The organism is Rhizobium leguminosarum (assembly GCF_019798305.1).
Taxonomy (GTDB): Bacteria; Pseudomonadota; Alphaproteobacteria; order Rhizobiales; family Rhizobiaceae; genus Rhizobium; species Rhizobium leguminosarum_U.
In genome coordinates this window covers 1-18,117 of sequence record NZ_JAAXDD010000028.1, presented here as the reverse complement: position 1 = coordinate 18,117, position 18,117 = coordinate 1, and the positions used below count along the sequence as shown (strand labels likewise).

General features: G+C 60.6%; 23 protein-coding genes and 1 tRNA gene. 14 read left to right on the top strand and 10 right to left on the bottom strand.

The features are described from left to right. Nucleotides 1–169: 169 nt before the first annotated feature. Nucleotides 170–1,150, top strand: a complete 981-nt coding sequence (locus HFO99_RS32035; RefSeq protein ID WP_222365654.1) for an aldo/keto reductase — start codon at nucleotides 170–172, stop codon at nucleotides 1,148–1,150. Between the two features lie 89 nt (nucleotides 1,151–1,239). Here the strand turns inward: HFO99_RS32035 and HFO99_RS32030 are convergent, their stop codons facing one another. Continuing rightward, the gene (locus HFO99_RS32030; RefSeq protein ID WP_222365653.1) at nucleotides 1,240–1,818 is read right to left on the bottom strand and encodes a TetR/AcrR family transcriptional regulator; all 579 of its coding nucleotides are present in this window, start codon (nucleotides 1,816–1,818) and stop codon (nucleotides 1,240–1,242) included. A 129-nt stretch (nucleotides 1,819–1,947) separates the two neighbouring features. On the opposite strand from HFO99_RS32030, the gene HFO99_RS32025 reads away from it, so the two are divergent. The 3 genes from HFO99_RS32025 (at nucleotide 1,948) to HFO99_RS32015 (ending at nucleotide 4,129) form a co-directional block, all read left to right on the top strand. After that, on the top strand, nucleotides 1,948–3,243 hold the full coding sequence (locus HFO99_RS32025) for an MFS transporter (RefSeq protein ID WP_222365652.1): 1,296 nt from the start codon (nucleotides 1,948–1,950) through the stop codon (nucleotides 3,241–3,243). 125 nt (nucleotides 3,244–3,368) lie between these two features. After that, nucleotides 3,369–3,453 (top strand) — tRNA-Leu (locus HFO99_RS32020). A 343-nt stretch (nucleotides 3,454–3,796) separates the two neighbouring features. Then, nucleotides 3,797–4,129, top strand: coding sequence for a DUF3102 domain-containing protein (locus HFO99_RS32015; protein WP_222365651.1), 333 nt, complete (start codon nucleotides 3,797–3,799; stop codon nucleotides 4,127–4,129). Here HFO99_RS32015 and HFO99_RS32010 read toward each other — a convergent pair. Further along, nucleotides 4,124–4,723: a hypothetical protein gene (locus tag HFO99_RS32010; RefSeq protein WP_222365650.1), complete on the bottom strand. Its 600-nt coding sequence runs from the start codon at nucleotides 4,721–4,723 to the stop codon at nucleotides 4,124–4,126. The genes HFO99_RS32015 and HFO99_RS32010 overlap by 6 nt on opposite strands. A 90-nt stretch (nucleotides 4,724–4,813) precedes the next feature. Further along, nucleotides 4,814–5,272: a HEPN domain-containing protein gene (locus HFO99_RS32005; RefSeq protein ID WP_315860507.1), complete on the bottom strand. Its 459-nt coding sequence runs from the start codon at nucleotides 5,270–5,272 to the stop codon at nucleotides 4,814–4,816. A 181-nt stretch (nucleotides 5,273–5,453) separates the two neighbouring features. Between HFO99_RS32005 and HFO99_RS32000 the strand changes: the two genes are divergently transcribed. Further along, entirely contained in the window at nucleotides 5,454–6,311 is an 858-nt protein-coding gene (locus HFO99_RS32000; protein WP_222365669.1) for a LysR family transcriptional regulator, read from the top strand. A 225-nt stretch (nucleotides 6,312–6,536) separates the two neighbouring features. Here HFO99_RS32000 and HFO99_RS31995 read toward each other — a convergent pair whose 3' ends face one another. Both HFO99_RS31995 and HFO99_RS31990 read right to left on the bottom strand, forming a co-directional pair. Beyond that, on the bottom strand, nucleotides 6,537–6,824 hold the full coding sequence (locus HFO99_RS31995; RefSeq protein ID WP_003543268.1) for a hypothetical protein: 288 nt from the start codon (nucleotides 6,822–6,824) through the stop codon (nucleotides 6,537–6,539). Nucleotides 6,825–6,993: 169 nt separating this feature from the next. Beyond that, entirely contained in the window at nucleotides 6,994–7,278 is a 285-nt protein-coding gene (locus HFO99_RS31990) for a hypothetical protein (RefSeq protein ID WP_222253642.1), read from the bottom strand. 213 nt (nucleotides 7,279–7,491) lie between these two features. Here HFO99_RS31990 and HFO99_RS31985 point away from each other — a divergent pair, with 213 nt between their 5' ends. Further along, complete coding sequence (locus HFO99_RS31985; RefSeq protein ID WP_222365648.1) at nucleotides 7,492–9,240, top strand: cation:proton antiporter; 1,749 nt, start codon at nucleotides 7,492–7,494, stop codon at nucleotides 9,238–9,240. A 52-nt stretch (nucleotides 9,241–9,292) separates the two neighbouring features. On the opposite strand, the gene HFO99_RS31980 is transcribed toward HFO99_RS31985, so the two are convergent. After that, nucleotides 9,293–9,622, bottom strand: coding sequence for a hypothetical protein (locus HFO99_RS31980; protein ID WP_222336315.1), 330 nt, complete (start codon nucleotides 9,620–9,622; stop codon nucleotides 9,293–9,295). A 116-nt stretch (nucleotides 9,623–9,738) separates the two neighbouring features. Further along, nucleotides 9,739–10,029 carry a hypothetical protein gene (locus tag HFO99_RS31975; protein ID WP_222365647.1) on the bottom strand — a complete coding sequence of 97 codons (291 nt, stop codon included), beginning with the start codon at nucleotides 10,027–10,029 and terminating at the stop codon, nucleotides 9,739–9,741. 197 nt (nucleotides 10,030–10,226) lie between these two features. On the opposite strand from HFO99_RS31975, the gene HFO99_RS31970 reads away from it, so the two are divergent. Continuing rightward, entirely contained in the window at nucleotides 10,227–10,823 is a 597-nt protein-coding gene (locus HFO99_RS31970; RefSeq protein WP_164579011.1) for a YqaA family protein, read from the top strand. 22 nt (nucleotides 10,824–10,845) lie between these two features. Next, on the top strand, nucleotides 10,846–11,367 hold the full coding sequence (locus HFO99_RS31965; protein WP_222365646.1) for a disulfide bond formation protein B: 522 nt from the start codon (nucleotides 10,846–10,848) through the stop codon (nucleotides 11,365–11,367). Nucleotides 11,368–11,440: 73 nt separating this feature from the next. Here HFO99_RS31965 and HFO99_RS31960 read toward each other — a convergent pair whose 3' ends face one another. Together HFO99_RS31960 and HFO99_RS31955 are read right to left on the bottom strand one after the other, a co-directional pair. Further along, a complete protein-coding gene (locus tag HFO99_RS31960; protein ID WP_017966367.1) occupies nucleotides 11,441–11,998 on the bottom strand; it encodes an HNH endonuclease in 558 nt (185 codons plus the stop codon). Between the two features lie 111 nt (nucleotides 11,999–12,109). Then, the gene (locus HFO99_RS31955) at nucleotides 12,110–12,802 is read right to left on the bottom strand and encodes a DNA-3-methyladenine glycosylase family protein (RefSeq protein ID WP_222365668.1); all 693 of its coding nucleotides are present in this window, start codon (nucleotides 12,800–12,802) and stop codon (nucleotides 12,110–12,112) included. On the opposite strand from HFO99_RS31955, the gene gluQRS reads away from it, so the two are divergent. Then, nucleotides 12,801–13,682, top strand: a complete 882-nt coding sequence (gene gluQRS, locus HFO99_RS31950; RefSeq protein ID WP_222365645.1) for a tRNA glutamyl-Q(34) synthetase GluQRS — start codon at nucleotides 12,801–12,803, stop codon at nucleotides 13,680–13,682. The two genes, HFO99_RS31955 and gluQRS, sit on opposite strands and share 2 nt — an antisense overlap. Here the strand turns inward: gluQRS and HFO99_RS31945 are convergent. Next, entirely contained in the window at nucleotides 13,647–14,570 is a 924-nt protein-coding gene (locus HFO99_RS31945; protein ID WP_222253634.1) for a YihY/virulence factor BrkB family protein, read from the bottom strand. The genes gluQRS and HFO99_RS31945 overlap by 36 nt on opposite strands. 75 nt (nucleotides 14,571–14,645) lie before the next feature. Here HFO99_RS31945 and HFO99_RS31940 point away from each other — a divergent pair, with 75 nt between their 5' ends. From HFO99_RS31940 to HFO99_RS31920, 5 genes are all read left to right on the top strand, one after another. Then, nucleotides 14,646–15,479, top strand: a complete 834-nt coding sequence (locus HFO99_RS31940) for an SDR family oxidoreductase (RefSeq protein WP_222365644.1) — start codon at nucleotides 14,646–14,648, stop codon at nucleotides 15,477–15,479. Nucleotides 15,480–15,497: 18 nt separating this feature from the next. Next, a complete protein-coding gene (locus HFO99_RS31935; protein WP_017966362.1) occupies nucleotides 15,498–15,701 on the top strand; it encodes a twin transmembrane helix small protein in 204 nt (67 codons plus the stop codon). A gap of 21 nt (nucleotides 15,702–15,722) precedes the next feature. Next, a complete protein-coding gene (locus HFO99_RS31930) occupies nucleotides 15,723–16,301 on the top strand; it encodes a cob(I)yrinic acid a,c-diamide adenosyltransferase (protein WP_222365643.1) in 579 nt (192 codons plus the stop codon). A gap of 33 nt (nucleotides 16,302–16,334) precedes the next feature. Continuing rightward, entirely contained in the window at nucleotides 16,335–17,120 is a 786-nt protein-coding gene (locus tag HFO99_RS31925; RefSeq protein ID WP_222310002.1) for a rhomboid family intramembrane serine protease, read from the top strand. 186 nt (nucleotides 17,121–17,306) lie between these two features. Continuing rightward, on the top strand, nucleotides 17,307–18,068 hold the full coding sequence (locus tag HFO99_RS31920) for an electron transfer flavoprotein subunit beta/FixA family protein (RefSeq protein WP_222365642.1): 762 nt from the start codon (nucleotides 17,307–17,309) through the stop codon (nucleotides 18,066–18,068). Nucleotides 18,069–18,117 lie beyond the last annotated feature (49 nt).

The window sequence follows — 18,117 nt, the reverse complement described above, 5'->3', positions numbered from 1 at the left end:
TGCAAGCTGCAGCCAGAATCGACGGCGATGAGCGCGGCTTCAGAAGTCTCGATCACGGATCATTGTGCGCATGCAGCATAGATTCTTCATTTGCCGCCCTGCGGCTTTGGCCATCTCGCGCTAAATCATCGAAAGGCGCCTGGTATCCAATTCATCACGGAGTCGTTTCATGGAATACGCAAAATTTGGGAAGACCGGTCTCGAAGTGTCGAAAATCTGCTTGGGCTGCATGACCTTCGGCGATCCCGGCCGCGGCAATCATGCCTGGAGCCTTCGGGAAGAAGAAAGCCGGACGATGATCAAGCAGGCGATCGACCTCGGCATCAATTTCCTCGACACCGCCAACACCTATTCCAACGGTTCATCAGAGGAGATCGTCGGCCGGGCCATAAAAGACTTCGCCAAACGCGAGGACATCGTGCTGGCGACCAAGGTGTTCAACCGCATGCGGCCGGGCCCGAACGGCGCCGGGCTGTCGCGCAAGGCGATCTTCGACGAGATCGACAACAGTCTGCGTCGTCTCGGCACCGACTATGTCGATCTCTACCAGATCCACCGCTTCGACTACACGACGCCGATCGAGGAAACGCTGGAAGCGCTGCACGACGTCGTCAAATCGGGCAAGGCGCGTTATATCGGCGCCTCCTCCATGTATGCCTGGCAATTCGCCAAGGCGCTTTACGTCTCCAGGCTGAACGGCTGGACCGAATTCGTCAGCATGCAGGACCACCTGAACCTGCTCTACCGTGAGGAAGAGCGCGAAATGCTGCCGCTTTGCGAGGATCAGAAAATCGCCGTCATCCCCTGGAGCCCGCTTGCCCGCGGCCGCCTGACCCGCGACTGGGACGAGACGACGGCGCGCAGCGAAACCGACGAATTCGGCAAGACACTCTACACCCAGTCCATCGATGCCGACCGCAAGATCTTCGCGGCCGTGGCCGAAATCGCCAAGGCCCGCAACATCTCCCGCGCCCAGGTCGCAACTGCCTGGATCCTGCAGAAGAGTGCGGTGACCGCCCCGATCATCGGCGCGTCCAAACCGAACCACCTCAGAGACGCCGTTGCCTCGCTCTCGGTCAAGCTCACCGCCGAGGAAATCGCAGCACTGGAAGCACCCTACGTCCCGCACGCCATCGCCGGATTCAAGTAGCCGCTGGCTTCTCGGTCCTCAGGCTTGTGCAAGGTAGATCCCACTCCGCGCGGAGAGGGAGATCGAAACCCTCGCCTTTCCGACTGAGATTATGCCTGGCTTTCAGGATCGAGCTGCCGGCGCATCGTCACCAAAAACTGCTCGGCAAGCGCCCGGTCCTCGACCGCGCGGGCAAGAATGACAGCACCCATCATCGATGACAGCGTCGTCGTCGCATTGGCACGGCGCTCCTCTTCCGTTTCGCCGGGAACGATATCGGCAAGCGTGTCGACCAGCACGGACAGCCCATCGCTGAAGACCGCGCGGACCGCGCCGCGGCTGCGGCTGACCTCCTGGATCAGCGTTGCGAAGACGCAGCTGCCACCGGGATCGTCAACCGTGCGCCAGTGGATATAATGGTCGAGAAGGGCGGCCAGCGGCCGGTCGGGCGATTCGGCGATATGCTCCTTCCAGCGTATTTCGACCTTGTCGATCAGCTTGCGGCTGACCTCCAGTGCCAGGTCGTCCTTCGAACCGAAATGACCGTAGAAGCCGCCATGCGTCAGTCCCGCCGCCTTCATGATGTCGGCGACGCCGACCCCGTCGAAACCGTTTTCGCGGAAAAGCACGCCGGCAACGCTCAGGATCCTTTCGCGGTTTTCGGCAAATTTTTCGCGGCTGACCCGCATTGTCGTCTCCAGAAATAGTCGCTTGACAAAATATATGACGTCCATCATCAATACGCAAGAAATATGATGGCCATCATGTAAATCGATCCAGTATCTTCTCGAACCTGAATTCAAACGGAATCTTGCCCCATGGTTTCCACAGCCCTTGCCTCCACCCTTGCCCGGCGCAACATCCATTACGGCTGGGTCGTCGTCGCCGCGACCTTCCTCACCATGCTGGTCACCGCCGGCGCCATGGGGGCACCCGGCGTTCTCATCAAGCCGCTGCAGGACGAATTCGGCTGGGAGACCTCGCAGATTTCCTCGGCCCTTGCGATCCGCCTGATCCTTTTCGGCTTCATGGGTCCGTTCGCCGCCGCCTTCATGAACTATTTCGGCGTGCGCAAGGTCATTGTCTTCGCCTTAGCGCTGATCGGCGCCGGCTTCGTCGGTTCGCTGTTCATGACGACGCTGTGGCAGCTGCTGCTGCTCTGGGGTATCGTCGTCGGCTTCGGCACGGGTCTGACGGCCATGGTGCTCGCCGCAACGATCTCCTCCCGCTGGTTCACCAAGCATCGCGGCCTCGTCGTCGGCATGCTCTCGGCAAGCTCGGCCACCGGCCAGCTCGTCTTTCTGCCGTTGATGGCGGAGCTGACGCAACGTTACGGCTGGCGCTCGACGGTGTTTTTCGTCTGCGCCATGATCATGGTTGCAGCCCTTGCCGTGCTTGCCTTCATGCGCGACCGGCCGGCCGATCTCAACCTGCCCTCCTTCGGAGAAACGCAGGTGACGCCGCCACCGGCAAGCACCTCCCTCGGCGCCGCGCTGATGACGCCGATCACCGTCCTCAAGGAAATCTCGAAGACCTCGACCTTCTGGATCCTCTTTGCCACCTTCTTCATCTGCGGTCTCAGCACCAACGGCCTGATCCAAACCCACTTCGTCACCCTGTGCGGTGATTTCGGCATCGTGCCGGTGGCTGCGGCCAGCGTGCTGGCCGTCATGGGCATCTTCGATTTCTTCGGCACCATCGGTTCCGGCTGGCTGTCCGACCGCTTCGACAATCGTTGGCTGCTCTTCTGGTATTACGGCCTGCGCGGCCTGTCGCTGCTCTACCTGCCCTTCAGCGATTTCAGCTTCTACGGCCTCTCCATCTTCGCCGTCTTCTACGGCCTCGACTGGATTGCCACCGTGCCGCCGACCGTCAAGATCGCCGCCGACCGCTTCGGCCGCGAAAAGACCGGCCTCGTCTTCGGCTGGGTCTTTGCCGGCCACCAGCTGGGAGCCGCAACCGCCGCCTATGGCGCCGGCCTCTCGCGCACCGAGCTTTCGAGCTACCTGCCCGCCTTCTTCGTTGCCGGCGCCTTCTGCCTGCTGGCCTCGATCCTGGCGATCACGCTGAAGAAGTCCGGCCTGAGCAATCCCGCACCGGCCGCCGCCCATTGATATCAGACAGGATCCGGCCTCGAAGCGAGGCCGGATCTCTCTGCCGGATCAGTCCGATAACTTCGCTTGCCCGTCTTGCGCGTCCGGGCGCTCGCATGTTAGACAGCCGCCCGTTCGTATCCGTTGCCCCATTGGCGGAATTGGTAGACGCGCTCGACTCAAAATCGAGTTTCGAAAGAAGTGCTGGTTCGACTCCGGCATGGGGCACCACTCTCTTAAGTATTCATTGATTTCATCGAATTTTTTCCATTAAATGTCCAGAAAACTTTTACCCTTCTGAAAAGCTGGACACTTTTGTTCCGTATTTGATCGGTTCTATTCGTGTTCCAAATCCTTGTTCATCAGCCCCACGGCAATTTGGGCGATCAGAAGTCCCGCCAGGCCATAGCGGATGACGTTCGCAGAACCGTCCTCCAAGTCATGGCGAGCCGCTAATTGGTCGTGGCTTTAACGGAAATCGAGGTCGAAGGCGTGGGTGTCATGCGCCACCTGAATAGCTGGCAGATCGTGCGGCTCAGGCATGAGGCCTGGTCCGAACCGGGACTTTGCTCCGATGGCGTTCGGCCTTGGCATGACCGTCCAGCAGTTCAAGTCGCTAACTCCCGAACAGAAGCGCGCGGCGTGGGATGCCCACAATCGCCTCACATGCCCGTATCTCATGGAGCGTCCCGTCGAGGCGCGGCAACAGCTCCGGCGACTGCCCCGGCCCGGTGAGCACGTTCCCAAGGAGAAAATGATCGAACTCGGGCGGGAGCTGCTCGCCATCAAGGACAAGCTGCCACATGGTCACTTCGGGCCATGGGTGGAAGAGAAGAGCGGGATCACCCGTAGCCAAGCTCAGCGGTTCATGCGCGCCACCAAGGAGGCTAGCCACCAGGAGCTATAGAAGCCCGAGGCCCCCGGCACCTTCTTCTTCCGTAAACTGCGCCCCCAGACCGAAAAGACCACCGAGCGCTCCCTTGGGCTTTTCCATGAGGGCCCTAGCGACGCGCTGCAATGACATTCTGCTTTCGATAGAGCGAAGCCCGTCGTCGATCGCGTTGATGGTGTCGATGTGCTTGAGGAATTCGTCTATCGACCAGTCCGTTTCGGGAAAGCGTAACTTGCTGCTCGCTTCCATCGTGAAAAATTCAACCCCGTCGGATTTGGAGCTTCCTCGAAACGCCGTGTGGGCAACGATATTTCGCATCTCTCCGAATTTTTTGGCACGTCTCGCGAGTTCATCGAATTCGGCGGCCTTTTGTTCGTCTGTGATGAAGTAGTGAACTAATGTTCTGAGCGTCTTAATCTTATCGTTAAAGGTCATGTTCCGGGTAATTATGGCCGCCTTTGCGCCCTTTGCCTCGAGCACTTCACCAAGAGCCTCATTGATGCCCGATTCCATCAGTGCGAAGAATCCCATGAACGCCCCAACCAGGGCGAAGGCGCGCATGTCTGGGTTAAGGGCCAGCAGATCCTCTTTATGCAGTCCTAAGCTCATAGGTTTCCTTCCAGCAACCGGTGTCTCGGGCGGTCATGAAGTTTGAATCGTGTGATTCCATCAAGGGGCAATCGCACGAATCGCCGATGCTCACAGGTTTGGATCGGCGGTTTCCCCGTTGTTCGACTTATCTACGCCTATGACCTTCCTCACCTTCTGCGACAACTCTTCGAGCGTTGCCATCACTCGGTTCACCTGCGACAGCGTGGCGGTCATTTCAGGACCGTATCGTGTGACGAGGTATTCCCTGGACAGCGTCGCCAAGTGTTCCTCCGTCCGCTTTCGGAAGATTAGGCCGGCTTCCTTCGCCCATCGCGATCGCTCGCCAATGTTGTGCTGGAGGCCGCGGATCATCTTAGGGTCACGCCCCTTGGCGAGCAGAAACGCATTCAGGTAGAGCTCGATCGAGTGGAGGGCCAGAAACCGGCGCGGAGCGTGCGACAGCGGTTTGCCCCGAGGAGAGCATTCCCCAAGCAAAATCGCGGCCGCTCGGTAATGCGATGCTAGCTCGAGAATATCATGAACGCTCGCTTCATGCCCAGGGTACACTGCGTCCAAGACAAGAACCTCCCCTTTGGTTCATAAAGAGTGTAAACAGGTGCTGAGATTGCAGGGACACAGTAAATCTCCTATTCTTGGCTCCCCCAAATTGCACCAGGGCATTCCGCCTTCAAAACGTGCTTTGCTTGTCGTCACCACAAGACAAATTGATCGTGAAGGGAAGCTGATCATGCGGCCGTCATTGGAGTCTCTGCGCGTTTTGGAAGCCTGTGTCTCGGCCGGCAGCTTCGCGCGCGCAGCCGAACGCTTGTTTCTGACGCCGGCGGCGGTCAGCCTTCGTATTCGCACTCTGGAGGCTGAGCTCGGTCAGCCGCTATTTATTCGCGCCGGTCGGCGAGTGGTCCCGACGGGCGCCGCCTCCGTTCTGGCATATCGGGTTCGGGAGGCATTAACCGGGATCGGTGAGGCGCTCGCAGAATTTCAGGCGGCGACGCCGCCACTCAGGCTCACGGCGCCGCCGACCTTTGCGTCACGCTGGCTTGCACCGCGTCTGGCGCGCTATCCTACGCCTGGAGCTTCCGTCATCGAGGTCGACGTCTCGGCGGAAATACGTGACACGGGCGCATTCGACGTCGCCATAAGGACGGGTCGCGGTGGATGGGCCGGGCTGGAAGAATATCGGCTCGCTCCCGTAGAAGTGACGCCGATGCTGTCGCCTTCCCTGCTTGGAACGCGGACGCTTGCCGCGCCGGAGGCGCTGGCTGACTTTGAGCTTTTGCCGCACCCTGATTGGGAGCAATGGTTTAAGGAGGCTCAATGCGCGACCCCGCAGGGTTTGCGCTTTTTGGCGGTCGATTACCCCACGCACGAGTTGGATGCCAATGCGGCGCTGGCAGGCGTGGGTGTGGCGCTGTTGTCGCCATCGCTGTTTCGGCCGCTTTTGACCGAGGGCCGGTTGATCGCGCCGTTCCCCTACGTGCTGAGCGGGCCGGCCTGGCATTTTGCGCTCATGCGCGCCAATGACGCGCGCCAGGCGCCGCGGCAGCTCTGCGCATGGCTTTGCGCGCAGGCAGGTGAGGCCACATAATTCCGAACCAAAGCCACTGTGAAAGGCTTGGGCGTGATGGGGCGCCGGCGCTGGCGGCTGTGCGCCAGCGAAAGACGACGCCGCCCCCGCCCGTACCCGATACAATTCTTATTGGCCAAGGTCGCTCTGGCGGCGATCTCAAGTCCCTCCCGAAAAGTCAGATATGAGGCCCTCATATCTCGTTAGGCTGGGGGGCTTGTGAAAATACTCAGCGGCTAAGCTAAACTACTTGTTCTTCAGCAGCCACATTTTGCCGGCCATCGTGATGCCGTAGACGTCTTTTGATGCGTCGTCATCCAGGTGCCGCCTTTCGAGAAAACCCGGCTCCTTCAACTCGCCCAACGTCTTGGCAGTGACCGACTTTATTTTCTGAGGCCGCTCTTTCCACCGGTCAGTTTTTGCGTAAGTCACTGTCGCGTTCTCGTGCGTCCATTTATTGGCCGGCTGAGGATAAAGGTCTCCATCCCTGGCGAGTTTAAGTGCGGCGATCTGGGACGGCGTAAGCTCAATCATACTAAAAGATCCTGTGCGGGCGGTGTTTGCGCTGGGAACGCGCTGTTACCAAAGGCGTGCTCATAACACCGACAGACGACTTTCACCACCGCATTGAGATATTCGTACCACGAAAGGCGAAAACCCGGCTCGTTGGAACCGGGCTTCGTGCTTATCGCATATTTTTTCGTTAATTGCAGCGTCGGACAGTCCTGGTGACCTCGCCTTCCTCGGTCTGTCGGGTGACGCTCCTGGTTTCGCAGCCATTATCGCGATAGCGGCGGTGCTCACGCTCGCGCACGGCACCGAAAGTGACGCCACGTTCGCTGATTGTGATGCCGGGTCGTACCCGCTCATGGCGATAGCCGTCGTCATAAGAGCGCTCCCTCACATACACGCTGTCGGCAAGAACAGGCGCTGCAAACGAGCAAGCGGCAAGAGCCGCCACAGTACAGTTCAAGATCATCTTCCGCATGTCGTTTCTCCTTTCTTGATGAAAGGGCAACGAGGCAAGACGCAAGTGGTTCCAACATCGGTGACGGCCCGACCGCGCCGCGGACGACGTCTGCGCCACACCAGCCAGCACTGAGAACGAAAGCCCGAACAGTAGCCCATCCCCCAAATCAACTGTTTAATTTTGCTTGCGCTTCGTCCAAAGTGGCCGCCGCTATCACAAGAGAGGGCGGACGTGCATCAGGAAGTAGGACTTATCGCGACGGTCGCCGTCAGTTTCGTTTTCGCGGCGATCCTGGGCTATGCGGCCGACCGGCTTCGGCTGCCGCCGCTCGTCGGTTATTTGATGGCCGGCATCCTGATGGGGCCGTTCACGCCGGGCTTCGTCGCCGATACCGCTCTTGCCGGCCAGCTCGCCGAGATGGGCGTCATCCTTCTGATGTTCGGCGTCGGCCTGCATTTTTCCGCCTCCGACCTGCTCGCCGTGCGCGGCATCGCCGTGCCTGGCGCGATCGGGCGGATTATCTTCGCCACCCTGTTGGGCATCGGCCTTTGCAAACTCTGGGGCTGGAGCCTCGGCGCCGGCATCGTCCTTGGCCTCAGCCTGTCGGTGGCAAGCACCGTCGTGCTCTTGAAGGCGCTGGAGGAGCGCAATCTCGTCAACGCGGCAAGCGGACGCGTCGCGGTCGGCTGGCTGATCGTCGAGGATCTGGTGATGGTGCTGGCGCTGGTGCTGCTGCCGGCGCTGGCAGAGCTTCTGGGTGGCAACGCCAGCGATACTATCAACCACGGCCTCGGTGAGCTGCCGCTGGTGCTGACGATCGGCCTGACGCTGCTGAAGGTGGTGGCCTTTGCCGCCATGGCGATCTTCCTCGGCCCTCGCATTGTGCCCTGGCTGCTGACGCTGATCGCCCGCACCGGCTCGCGCGAACTCTTTACGCTGACGGTGCTGGCGATCGCGCTCGGCATCGCCTTCGGTTCGGCGGCGATCTTCGGCGTCTCCTTTGCGCTCGGCGCTTTTTTCGCTGGCGTCGTCATGAGCGAATCCCAGCTCAGCCACAGGGCGGCGGCCGACTCGCTGCCGTTGCAGAATGCCTTCTCCGTGCTGTTCTTCGTCTCCGTCGGCATGCTCTTCGACCCCTCGATCCTAGTGCGTCAGCCGTTGGCCGTGATCGGCGCGCTGGCGCTCGTGATCCTGGGAAAAGGCATCATCACCTTCCTCATCGTCATGCTGCTGCGATATCCGATCAGCATGGGGTTGACGTTGGCCGGCGGCCTCGCCCAGATCGGCGAGTTTTCCTTCATCCTCGCCGGCCTCGGCGTCTCGCTCGGGCTCCTGCCGCATGAGGGCCAGGATCTGATCCTCGCTGCCGCGATCCTGTCGATCACACTCAACCCGATTGTGATCTTTGCAACCGACGGCCTGAAGAAATACATCCACTCGAAATGGCCCTCCCTCTGGGAAAGCTATGGCAGGAGCAGGCAGAAGGCGCTCGGAAAGGAACTGGAAAAGATCAGGGCGCTCGGCGACGAGCGCGAGCGCCAGCATCAATTGAAGATGCAGCAGCTGATCGAGACTTTCCCGCTGTTCTCCCAAGTCAACGAGGACGCGCAGGAGGAGCTGCTGCTGCTCTTCAAGGCGAAATCCGCGCCGCCCGGCGAACGCGTCATCCGCCGCGGCGACCGCGGCGACAGCATGTATTTCATCTCGTCCGGTGCGGTGGAAGTGCGGCTCGCCAGCGGCGCTATCCGTCTGGAGCCGGGCGCCTTCTTTGGGGAAATGGCGCTGCTGACTGGCGCACGACGCACCGCCGACGTCATCGCCGTCGATTTCTGCCAGTTCGAAGTGCTCGAACGGCGCGACTTCAACATGTTCATGTCGCACCATCCACATCTGCGGGCCGCCGTTAGCGAAATGGCCCAGAAGCGGACGGAAATGAACGTTCTGCGTCAGCAATGGGAAAAGTCGATGGATCTATCCTGAAACGAAAGCCGCAGCTCCCGGACGGAGCTGCGGCGTTTCGGCAAATAATGGACTACTTGTCAGGGCAGGCTTCGCTGGTCGTCGTACCGCTGTTGCCGCCTTGCGTCTGAAGTGAATTGCCGCTCGGCTGATCCGGGCAATTCGCCTTGTTCATCGGCGTGTTCATCGAACTGCCGGAGCCATTGTTCGTCGTGCTGTTCGTCGCATTCGGATCCAGTGGTACCGTCGTGCCGCTGCCGCTGTTGCCGGTGCTGTTATATTCTGAGCTGCTCGGCGTGTTGGCGCCGCTGTTGGTCGGAGCCTGCGGCGGGTTGCTCTGTGCGAAAGCTGCCGTCGCCATGCCAAGGGCGAGCAGCGAGACTGCAGCAAGTTTCATCGGCATGGGAATATCCTCCTCGGGATTTTGTTGGTCATGAGAAAGAAACCATGCGCCAAAGCCGTTGTTCCGCAGGCGTAGGGATTAAATCCCCAGACGCGCGGCGCCGTATCGGGATTGCCTCAGCCCGCCGGCCAATAACCGTCGGCGCAGAAATCCTCCGGGATCGGATCGAGCCGTGACAACGCCTCGGCTGCGAAGTCGATCTGCAGCGACAAGTGTTTGAGAGACGCCAGCATGGGCACGCCGGTCGCGAATTCCCGGATGCGGGACAGATGATAACCGCTCTCGCTGATCCGTCGCGCAGCCTCCCGGCGCACGTCGTCTTTGCTTGGTCCACGCCCCTCTGCGGACCGGTCATCCATTTGCACGGACTGTCCACGGCCGCCTTCGATCACTTTGAACATCCTCATGCCACCCTGCACGTCGACCCCAAATTAGCTTGCCGCAGAATGGCCGATTCGCAATCCCGTGAAATCTTGGGAGAGGCGCCGATGGCCCGCATCACGAAAATTTTTGGACCGCGGTGGCAAGAAGGACACGGGCGAGCATTTACAGCGCCGCGCATGGTCCCTAAAGCTTTTTTGCACCGCAACAGGAAGGAAACGGAATGCTCCGCAGACTTTACGACTGGACCATGTCTTTGGCCTCGCGCAAATCGGCCGAAGTCTGGCTCGCCGTCATCGCCTTCGTCGAAAGCTCCGTCTTTCTCGTCCCCGCCGATGTGCTCTTCCTGCCGATGGCGCTTGCCAAGCCGGAACGCGCCTATCGCTATGCGCTAATTGCGACTGTCGCCTCCGTGCTCGGCGGCATCGCCGGCTGGGCGCTCGGCTATTACGCTTATGACGCAATCGCCAGACCAGTTCTTGAGTTCTACAACAAATTCGATGATTTCGAACAATTGCGAAGCGCGATCCACGGCGAATGGGAAATCCTGTTACTATTGCTAGTGACTTCCGGCTTGGCACACCTTCCGCCGATTAAGGTCGTGACCATTATGGCTGGCGTCATTGGCATGAATCTAGGCTTCTTCGTTATCTCCGCCATCATAGCTCGTGGTGCTCGGTTCCTGCTTTTGGCGTGGCTGCTTCGTCGATATGGTGAGCCGATCCGCCACTTCGTCGAGAAACGCCTTGGTCAGATCGTCGGCATCGGTGCAGGCGTCCTCATCACACTCGGAATCGCTTATAAACTGTTTGCCCACTGAGCCAATTTCGCGGAGCCCTGCCATGACTGCCCCTTCCTCGCCGCTCGCCCGCCCCGGCTTTATTTATTCCCTGTTGCTCGCCATCGGCATGGCGGCAGCGATCGGAACGGCGCTCGGCTTCCAGTATATCGGCGGCTATATCCCTTGCGCGCTCTGCCTGTTGCAGCGTCAGCCCTATTATTACGCCATCCCGATCGCGATCCTGGCCGCAATCTCCGAACTCGTCGGACTGCCGAACTGGATCACCCGGGCGCTCATTCTCGCGGCCGGCATGCTGATGCTGGTGACGGCAGGCATGGGTGTCTATCACGCAGGGGTCGAATGGCATTTCTGGCCCGGCCCGGCCACTTGCTCGACCACGGCAAGCAGCATGACGACCAATGCCGGTGATCTGCTCGGTGAGCTCAACACCATCAAGGGCCCGTCCTGTACCGATGCGGCGCTTCGCGTGCTCGGCCTGTCTTTTGCCGGCTGGAATGTGATTGCCGGAATTCTGCTTGCGGCCTTCGCCTTTGTCGGCGTTCACAAGGCCGCCACTGCATAAATTATGCAGGAAACCGAAATGTACAGCGTCTTTTGTGCCTCTGAAAAGACGCGCGACGCTGTAGGCCGTTCGATCAGGGCTGCAGTTCGGTATCCCAGTAGAGATAGTCGAGCCAGCTTTGATGCAGATAGTTTGGCGGGAACAGCCGGCCGTTATTGTGCAGATCCTGTACCGTCGGCTGGTAGGGCTTCTGCGCCGGGAACATGCCTGCCTGCTTCGGAAGCTTGCTACCCTTGCGCAGATTGCAGGGCGAGCAGGCTGCCACGACATTCTCCCAGGTAGTCTCGCCGCCATGGGCGCGCGGGATGACGTGGTCAAAGGTCAGGTCGTCATCAGCGCCGCAATACTGGCACTCGAACCGGTCGCGCAGGAAGACGTTGAACCGGGTGAAGGCGGGATTGCGGGACGGCTGAACGTAAGTCTTCAGGCACACGACACTCGGAAGCCGCATCGAAAAACTCGGCGAGGAAACCGAATGTTCATATTCTGCAATGATGTTCACACGGTCGAGAAATACCGCCTTGATCGCGTCCTGCCAGGACCACAACGACAAGGGGTAATAACTCAGTGGCCGGTAGTCAGCGTTCAGGACGAGCGCTGGCAGGGCCTGTGGGGAGACTGCAATCGTCAAGGGACTCTCCTGATCGATTCGGCATCTGCACCTGTATATTAGGCCGGTTGTTACAGGATTGTGAAGTCCAATAAATTCAGAGGATAAAGGCAATTTGAAGAGTGTTGCCGATCAGCCGATCGGCACCATGTCACGGCGCATTTTCGTGGCGTAATAGGCCCAGAAAAGCCGTGCCGCCACCGAACGCCACGGCGACCAGACTTCCGCAAGCCGGGTCAGCGCCTTTGCCGGCGGCCGTGCTGCAAGACCGAAAGCCGCCCTGACGGCATTCTGCAGCGCGACATCGCCGGCCGGGAAAACATCGGCATGGCCGCCGCAAAACATCAGATAGACCTCCGCCGTCCACGGACCGACGCCTTTCAGCGCGGTGAGTTCGCCAAGTGCGTCGCCTGGCGGCTTCAGGCAGAGCCCGGAGAGATCGAGGCGGCCGGAGGCGACCGCTTCGGCAATCCGCGACAGCGTCTCGGCCTTGGCGCGCGACAAGCCGAATTCGCGCCATGCGTCGGCGTGAAGCAGCACGTAGCCTTCGGCAGTCAAAAGACCATCCGCCGGCAGCATGCGCCGCCAGATCGCGTCGGCGCTGGCGCGCGACACCATCTGCGAGACGATGATATGGGCAAGGCCGGCAAAGCCGGGTTCGCGCAGCCGCAGCGGAATGGGCCCGGCCTCCGCGACGATCGGTGCAAGACGCGGATCAAGGCGAAGCAGCGCTTCGAGCCCCTGCCTGACATCGTCTTCGTTGCGGATGATCTGCACTTTGCCTCGCAGTGGTTCAAAATTCGAATCCATGGCAGAAGAAAGCATGACCACGAGTGAGCGTCAAAAACCTGTCTTTCGTTTTGCGCCGAGCCCCAACGGACCGTTGCATCTCGGCCATGCCCTCTCGGCTCTGCTGAACCGCGACATGGCGGAGGCCGAACAAGGCCGCTTGCTGCTGCGTATCGAGGATATCGACCAGACGCGCTGCACGCCGGAGTTCGAGGACGGCATCTTCAGCGATCTCGAATGGCTTGATATCAGCTGGGAAAGGCCGGTGCGGCGCCAGTCGGACCATTTCCCCGAATATCAGGCGGCGCTGCATGCGCTGATCGGGCGCGGGCTGGTCTATCCCGCCTTTCTGACGCGCGGCGAGGTGAAGGCGCGCGTCGCTGCCTACGAGGCGGCGGGTGAATCCTGGCCGCGCGATCCCGACGGCACGCCGCATTATCCCGCCGGTGATCGCGAACGCCCGGCAGACGAATGGCAGGACCTGCTGACCTCGGGAAAGAAACATGCCTGGCGACTCGATATGCGCAAAGCGCTCGACCTGATCGGCGAGCTGCTGTTCTGGACGGAAACCGGCGACGGCAGGACAGGCGAGATTGCCGCAGAACCTGACGTCTGGGGCGACGTCATCCTGTCGCGGTCGGATGCGCCATCGAGCTATCATCTTTCCGTGGTCGTCGACGATGCGCTGCAGGGCGTCACCCATGTCGTGCGTGGGCTCGACCTCTTCCACGCGACATCGGTGCATCGGTTATTGCAGGTGCTGCTCGGCCTGCCGCAGCCGGTCTATCACCATCACCGTCTCATTCTCGGCGCCGACGGCCGCAAGCTTTCGAAAAGCGAGGGCGACACCGGGCTTGGCGAATTGCGCGCCCAAGGCATGTCAGGGGCGGATATTCGCCGCCTTGTCGGGCTCTGATGGCCTTTCGACACGCTCTCTGCCGACGATCGAAAGCGTATGGGAAAACATCCGGAAGACGCGAAACTTGATCAGCGCCGCATTGATCTCCGCCCCGATGATGAAGATGACGCCGACCATGTAGAGGAAGATCAGCACGATCATGACGGAGGCGAGACCGGCATAGGTTGCCGTATAATTCGCGAAGGTCGCAAGGTAATAGGCGAAGATCAGCGCGCCGGCGAGCCAGAGAAGCAGCGTCAGCAAGACGCCCGGAATGACATCGAAGACCCGCCGTTTGCCGGCCGGCAGCCAGAGATGCATGACCAGCAGTCCGACCGTCAGAACCACCAGCGTGCCGTAGATGCGCCAGCTGAAGACGATGTCGAGCGTTTCGGCAAATAGCGGAAACCATTTCCTGGAATAATCGAGTGCCAGCGGCAGGGCGACGAGCAGAATGCTGATCGCCGCAAAGATGATGACCGCGATCAACACGTAGCCGAGGCTGAAGAGACGGGTGAAATACCAGGGCCGTGTTTCCTGCACCCGATAGGCGCGATTGAGCGAGATGCGCAGCGCCTCGACGCCGTTCGAGGCGAAATAGGCGGCTGCCAGAACCGAGATCGTCAGCAGCCCGCCGCGCGGAATGGTCAGCACCTGCAGCACCTGGTCAGCCAGCGGCTTGGCGATCGCCTCGGGCCAGGTGTCGAAGATCAGATGGATGGCGGTCGAGGAAAACTGATCGGCGCCGAGAAAGCTTGCAAGCGCGGTGCCGAAGATCAGGAAGGGGAAAACCGCAAGCAGGCTCGACAGCGCCACGTGGCTTGCCATGGCGAAGCCGTCGTCCTCGACCATGTGACAGATCGCGTCATAGACCACGTCGTAGATCGTGCGCAGCACCTTCAGCATTCCGTCTCGGCTTTCCAGATTGTATCCTCTGGCCGAATATGGGAAACGAGTCCCATTTTGTACAGGAATCATTCCATGGCGGAGCAGCGCACCATCGTCGTGACCGGATGTTCGTCCGGTATCGGCGCTCATTGCGCACGGGCGCTGAAAACCGATGGCTGGCGTGTCTTCGCGACGGTGCGCAAGCCGGATGATCTCAAGGGGCTGGTAGCGGAAGGCATCGAAGCCTTCCTGATGGATTATGCGAGGACCGAGACGATTTCCGACCTGGTCGGCGCGGTTCTGGAACGCAGCGGCGGTCGCATCGACGCGCTCTTCAATAACGGCGCCTATGGCCAGCCGGGCGCCGTCGAGGATCTGTCGACGGCAGCGCTGCGCGCACAGTTCGAGGCGAATTTCTTCGGCTGGCATGAGCTGACGCGGCAGGTCATTCCGCCGATGCGCAAACGCGGAGAGGGGCGGATCGTGCAATGCTCTTCGATCCTCGGCGTCGTCCCCTATCGCTATCGCGGCGCCTACACCGCTTCCAAGTTCGCGCTGGAAGGCCTCAGCATCACCCTGCGCATGGAACTGCAGGGCAGCGGCATCCATGTGAGCCTGATCGAGCCGGGACCGATCGCCACGCGGTTCACCGCCAATGCGCTCGCAAAGATCAAGGAGCATATCGACCTCGAGAATTCGCCGCACGCGGTCGATTACATCAGGCAACTGGCAAGGCTCGACGGATCGGGGCCGGTCAACCGCCACAAACTCGGCCCGGAAGCGGTCTATTCCGTATTGAAACACGCATTGAACTCGAAAAATCCGAGGCCACATTATCCCGTAACGACTCCGGCCAAGCAGGGCATGTTCCTGAAGCGGCTGCTTCCAGCAGACCTCTTCTACCGCCTGATGCGCTGGATGGACTGACTGAGAAAGCTGAATGCCATGTCCACGGTCACCTATATCCTCGCGATCATCGTCATGGGCGTCGTCGCCCTCGTCCTGATCCGCGGTCTATTCAACATGATGAAGGGCGGCGATGCCAACCGTTCCAACAAGCTGATGCAGCTTCGTGTGCTGTTGCAGGCGATCGCCGTCATCCTGATCATGCTGACGCTCTGGCTGACCGGCGGTGGCCGCCCGACCTGATCGCGATTCAAGGAGGAAACCGTGGTCAAGCTCAACAAGATCTACACGAAAACGGGCGATGACGGCACCACTGGGCTGGTGTCCGGCCCGCGCCGGCTCAAAGACGATCTGCGCGTCGAGGCCTACGGCACGATCGACGAGGCCAATTCCGCGATCGGCTTGGCGCGGCTGTACACGGCCGGCTTGCCTGACCTCGACGCCATGCTGATGTCGATCCAGAACGACCTCTTCGATCTCGGCGCCGATCTCGCCACCCCTGACACCGGTGAGCCGCCGGCCTACGAGCCGCTGCGGGTCGCCGAGACGCAGGTTGGCCGCGTCGAGCACGACATCGACCAGCTGAACGCCGGTCTGGAGCCGCTGAAATCCTTCATCCTGCCAGGCGGCAGCCCGGCCGCCGCCCATCTGCATCTTGCCCGCACGATTGCGCGGCGCGCCGAACGTTTGATGGTGGCGCTTGCCCGCACCGACGGCGAAATCATCGGCGAGCCGGCGATGAAATATGTCAACCGGCTCTCCGATTTCCTCTTCGTCGCCGCACGTCATGCAAACGACCGGGGTCATGCGGATGTGCTTTGGGTTCCGGGAAAAAACAGATAGGCTAACCGCGATCACGATCGCCCGGGGGCCTTTATGTTCATACCACTTCACGATGCCAACACGCTGAAACATATCAAGGTTCAGTGGGTGACGCTCGCACTGATCGCACTGAATATAGCGGCCTGGCTTTTGACCAGCCTAGAAAGTGAGCAGGCAGCCCAGGCGACAACCGTCGGGCTCGGCTATATCCCGGCGATCGCCTTCGGCCACGCGGTGCTGGCGCAGGGGCTCGAAATCGTGCCGGAGCCGCTGACTTACCTCACCTATGCCTTCGTCCACACCGGCTTCTGGCATCTCGCCGGCAACATGATCTTCCTCTGGGTCTTCGGCGACAATGTCGAGGATGCGATGGGGCATCTGCGCTTCCTGATTTTCTATCTCGTTTGCGCGGCCGCCGGCGCGCTCTGCCACGGGCTGCTGACTATGACCTCGGAAGCACCGCTGGTCGGCGCATCGGGGGCGGTCTCCGGCGTCGTTGCCGCCTATGTGATGCTGCATCCGCGCGTCCGGGTCTGGGTGCTGGTGTTTTTCCGTGTGCCGTTGCCCCTGCCAGCCTTCGTGCCGCTGCTTCTGTGGATCGGGCAGCAATTTTTCATGCTGGCGATCACACCTGACGGCGACGTTTCCTGGGGCGCGCATGTCGGCGGCATCCTTGCCGGGGCTTTCCTGATCCTCGTGTTGCGCCGGCATGGTGTGCCGCTCTTCGACCGGCAGATCGTCACGCCTCGCGCCGTCAGAAACGACCCGGGCGCCGGCCCGGCCATCGCGGCCGGTACGGATGGGCGGACGGCACAGCGATTTCCCTGGGGTCGTCAGTGACGACAATATTGACGTGAACGTAAACGTTCGTATATTGCCGAGGCAAATCGCCTGCCGGCGTCATGGAAGCGTTGAATTTGGAGGAAAAGCGCGTATCCATGTCGCCATTCGACAATCGGAGCGGCGCCCGAACGCGCATTTTCTAAAAAAGTCTCCGAAGCCAGTTTCTCCTGAAGGAAGGACCCCATGAAGATACTCGTCCCAGTCAAACGGGTTGTCGACTATAATGTGAAGATCCGGGTGAAGCCGGACGGCACTGGTGTCGAGCTTGCCAATGTGAAGATGTCGATGAACCCGTTCGACGAGATCTCGGTGGAAGAGGCGCTGCGGCTGAGGGAAGCCGGCAAGTGCGAGGAAGTGGTCGTCGTCTCGATCGGTCCTGCCAAGGCCGAGGAGACGCTACGGACCGCCCTTGCGATGGGTGCCGATCGGGCGATCCTGGTCGAGACCGACGATCAAGTCGAACCGCTCACGGTTGCCAAGATCCTCAAGGCTGTCGCCGATGCCGAACAGCCAGGGCTGATCATATCAGGCAAGCAGGCGATCGATGACGACAGCAACCAGACCGGCCAGATGCTGGCGGCACTGATGGGAATTGCCCAAGCGACCTTCGCCTCGAAGATCGAGATCGAAGCCTCTGGTCCTGGGGGCAAAGCAACCGTCACCCGCGAAGTCGATGGCGGCCTGCAGACGATCGAGATCAAGCTGCCGGCGGTCGTCACCACCGATCTGCGCTTGAACGAACCGCGTTATGCCTCGCTGCCTAATATCATGAAGGCGAAGAAGAAGCCGCTCGACAAGAAAACGCCCGGCGACTTCGGTGTCGACACCACGCCGCGCCTCAAGGTCTTGAAAACCGAGGAGCCCTCCGGCCGCAAGGCCGGCGTCAAGGTCAAGTCGGTCGCCGAACTGATCGACAAGCTCAAAAACGAAGCCGGCGTGCTGTAATCAGCTTGGAACAGGAGCCATCATCATGACCATTCTTCTTCTGGCTGAC

Coding starts and splice junctions, on each gene's coding strand:
- HFO99_RS32015 (WP_222365651.1), top strand. CDS start 3,797: ATGGCGTTCGGCCTTGGCATGACCGTCCAGCAGTTCAAGTCGCTAACT.
- HFO99_RS31990 (WP_222253642.1), bottom strand. CDS start 7,278: ATGCGGAAGATGATCTTGAACTGTACTGTGGCGGCTCTTGCCGCTTGC.
- HFO99_RS31925 (WP_222310002.1), top strand. CDS start 16,335: ATGTTCATACCACTTCACGATGCCAACACGCTGAAACATATCAAGGTT.
- HFO99_RS31975 (WP_222365647.1), bottom strand. CDS start 10,029: ATGAGGATGTTCAAAGTGATCGAAGGCGGCCGTGGACAGTCCGTGCAA.
- HFO99_RS32035 (WP_222365654.1), top strand. CDS start 170: ATGGAATACGCAAAATTTGGGAAGACCGGTCTCGAAGTGTCGAAAATC.
- HFO99_RS31970 (WP_164579011.1), top strand. CDS start 10,227: ATGCTCCGCAGACTTTACGACTGGACCATGTCTTTGGCCTCGCGCAAA.
- HFO99_RS31935 (WP_017966362.1), top strand. CDS start 15,498: ATGTCCACGGTCACCTATATCCTCGCGATCATCGTCATGGGCGTCGTC.
- HFO99_RS31920 (WP_222365642.1), top strand. CDS start 17,307: ATGAAGATACTCGTCCCAGTCAAACGGGTTGTCGACTATAATGTGAAG.
- HFO99_RS31980 (WP_222336315.1), bottom strand. CDS start 9,622: ATGCCGATGAAACTTGCTGCAGTCTCGCTGCTCGCCCTTGGCATGGCG.
- HFO99_RS31955 (WP_222365668.1), bottom strand. CDS start 12,802: ATGCTTTCTTCTGCCATGGATTCGAATTTTGAACCACTGCGAGGCAAA.
- HFO99_RS32010 (WP_222365650.1), bottom strand. CDS start 4,723: ATGAGCTTAGGACTGCATAAAGAGGATCTGCTGGCCCTTAACCCAGAC.
- HFO99_RS31940 (WP_222365644.1), top strand. CDS start 14,646: ATGGCGGAGCAGCGCACCATCGTCGTGACCGGATGTTCGTCCGGTATC.
- HFO99_RS31995 (WP_003543268.1), bottom strand. CDS start 6,824: ATGATTGAGCTTACGCCGTCCCAGATCGCCGCACTTAAACTCGCCAGG.
- HFO99_RS32030 (WP_222365653.1), bottom strand. CDS start 1,818: ATGCGGGTCAGCCGCGAAAAATTTGCCGAAAACCGCGAAAGGATCCTG.
- gluQRS (WP_222365645.1), top strand. CDS start 12,801: ATGACCACGAGTGAGCGTCAAAAACCTGTCTTTCGTTTTGCGCCGAGC.
- HFO99_RS31965 (WP_222365646.1), top strand. CDS start 10,846: ATGACTGCCCCTTCCTCGCCGCTCGCCCGCCCCGGCTTTATTTATTCC.
- HFO99_RS32025 (WP_222365652.1), top strand. CDS start 1,948: ATGGTTTCCACAGCCCTTGCCTCCACCCTTGCCCGGCGCAACATCCAT.
- HFO99_RS31945 (WP_222253634.1), bottom strand. CDS start 14,570: ATGCTGAAGGTGCTGCGCACGATCTACGACGTGGTCTATGACGCGATC.
- HFO99_RS32000 (WP_222365669.1), top strand. CDS start 5,454: ATGCGGCCGTCATTGGAGTCTCTGCGCGTTTTGGAAGCCTGTGTCTCG.